Origin of the sequence: Mycobacterium sp. 1164966.3, from assembly GCF_001665395.1 — a bacterium.
Lineage (GTDB): Bacteria > Actinomycetota > Actinomycetes > Mycobacteriales > Mycobacteriaceae > Mycobacterium.
Genome location: NZ_LZSG01000013.1, coordinates 1 through 2613 on the forward strand (window position 1 = coordinate 1; position 2613 = coordinate 2613).

The 2613-nt window shown below is 65.7% G+C and carries 1 protein-coding gene; it reads right to left on the bottom strand.

Going from position 1 to position 2613, the window contains the following annotated elements; genetic code table 11:
- Nucleotides 1–2613 (bottom strand): condensation domain-containing protein (locus tag A9W99_RS05460; RefSeq protein ID WP_156622950.1); only part of this gene is annotated, 2613 nt, incomplete at both ends.

The following is a 2613-nucleotide window of genomic DNA, read 5'->3' on the forward strand; positions in this document are numbered from 1 at the left end:
CTCCATCCCGGTCTCAAGTGAGGCCAGCAGTTGGGTGACGTTGTGGTGGGTGATCGCCACCCCCTTGGGGACACCGGTGGTGCCCGAGGTGTAAATCAGATAGGCGATGTCCTCGGGCGCCGGTGCCGGCAACGCGGTGTCGGGATAGGTGTCGACAGCGGGCTCGTCGATGTCGATGACCAACAGATCGTGCCCGTCCAGCCGGGTACCCAGTCCCGCGGTGGTCAGCGCCAGGCGGGGGGCGGCATCGGCGAGCAGGAACTCGATGCGCGCATCGGGGTGTGCGGGATCGATCGGCACATAGGCCGCCCCGGTCTTGAGCACCGCCAAAATCGCCACGATCGCCTGCCCGCACCGCGGCAGCAACAACGCCACCCGCTCACCGGGACCCACACCGTGCTCAACCAGCAAGTGCGCCAACCGATTCGACGACACATCCAGTTCGCGATACGACAGCGAACGGCCTTGGAAGGTGAGCGCCACCGCCTCTGGACTGCGGGCCGCCTGCGCGGCAAACGCCACCGGGATAGCCACCGCCGGCACCGGCGGCGCGGTCAACACCGCCCGATTACCCCACCCCTGCACCAGGGCATGCTCAGCCTCATCGAGCACATCGATCGAGGACAACCGCCGACCCGGATCAGCGGTCAGCGCCACCACCACCCGCCCCAACCGCTCGATCAGCGTTTGGATACTGCCCGCATCGAACACATCGGTACGAAACTCCACCTCACCGCCGATCCCGGCCGGCTCACCCGTGGCAGTCCAGCGCTCCCCCAACGAAAACGTCAGATCCATCCGCGCGGTATGGGTATCGGCGGGCAGCGCGCTGACCTGCAAATCACCCAACGCCACCCCACCCACCGGGTCAGCAGCGAAGTTCTGCCACGCCAACAACACCTGCACCAGCGGATGATGATTCAGGCTGCGGACCGGATTAAGCCGATCCACCAACACCTCAAAAGGCACATCCTGATGCTCATAGGCGGCCAGACTGCGCGCGCGCACCTGAGCCAACACCTCAGCGCCCGTCGGATCCCCGGCCACATCGACCCGCAACACCAACGTGTTAACGAAAAAACCCACCAACCCATCCAAAGCCGGGTCACGCCGCCCGGCGATCGGGAACCCCACCGCCACATCAGCGCTGCCACTGAGCTTGGACAACAACACCACCAACGCGGCCTGCAACACCATGAAACTGGTCGCCTCGTGCTCGCGGGCTAACCCCACCACCCGCTGCTGCAACTGGGCTGGCCACTCCACCGCCACCCGCGAACCGCGGTAATCGGCCACCGCCGGATAGGCCCGATCGGTGGGCAACTGCACCCGCTCAGGCATCCCCGCCAGATGCTGCTCCCAATAAGCCACCTGCGCACCGACCCGACTATGCCGATCCTGCAAGTCACCCAATTGCGCGCGCTGCCACAACGTGTAATCGACATACTGCACCGCCAACGGCGCCCACCCCGGCGCCCGCCCCGCACACCGGCTGGCATACGCCACCCCCAAATCGGCCACCAACGGCGCAATCGACAAGCCATCAGCCGCGATATGGTGCACCACCGCCACCAACACATGTTCCTCATCGCCGAGGCGAAACACCTGTGCCCGCAACGGAACCTGGCAAGCCAAATCAAACGGCTCACCCACCACCGCCCCGATCGCCTCACCCACCCGAGCTGGCGACCACCCGCAGGCATCAACGAGCCGCCACCCCAACTCCACCCGCTCTACTGGCACCACCAACTGCTGAGGCACCCCATCAACCGCCGGGAACAAGGTCCGCAAGCTCTCATGACGGGCCACCACATCAGCCAACGCGGCCCCCAACGCCCCCACATCCAAACGCCCACCCAGCCGCAACGCCACCGCCATGTTGTAAACCGCCGACGGCCCCTGCAACTGATCGATAAACCACAACCGATTCTGGGCAAACGACAACGGCACCACCGCCGGACGCTCCACCGCCACCAACGGCGCCAACCCACCCCCACCGGCACCAATCCGCGGCGCCAACTGCGCCACCGTGGGCGCCTCAAACAACACCCGCACCGCAACCGCGGCATCAAAAGTCTTATTCACCACGGCGATCAACCGCATCGCCGACAACGAATCCCCACCCAACTCGAAAAACGACTCGTCGACCCCCACCCGGGCCAACCCCAACACCTCGGCATAAATCCCGGCCAACAACTCCTCTGTCACCGTGCCCGGAGCCCGATAACGCGACCCATCGCCATACTCCGGCGCCGGCAGGGCCCGCTTATCCAACTTGCCGTTGGCCGTCAACGGCAACGCCTCTAGCACCACGATCGCGGCCGGCACCATATAGGCAGGCAACCGCTGGACCAGCGCCGAGCGGATCTCGACCGGATCCGCGGCCCCGGTGATATACCCCACCAGCCGCTTATCACCCGGACGATCCTCCCGAGCGATCACCGCCGCCTGCTCGACCCCCGCCACCCCCGCCAACGCGGCCTGCACCTCACCCAACTCAATCCGATACCCACGGATCTTGACCTGCTCATCGGCACGCCCCACATACCGCAACTGCCCATCAGCACCCCAACACACCACATCCCCAGTGCGATACATCCGCTGCCCAGACGC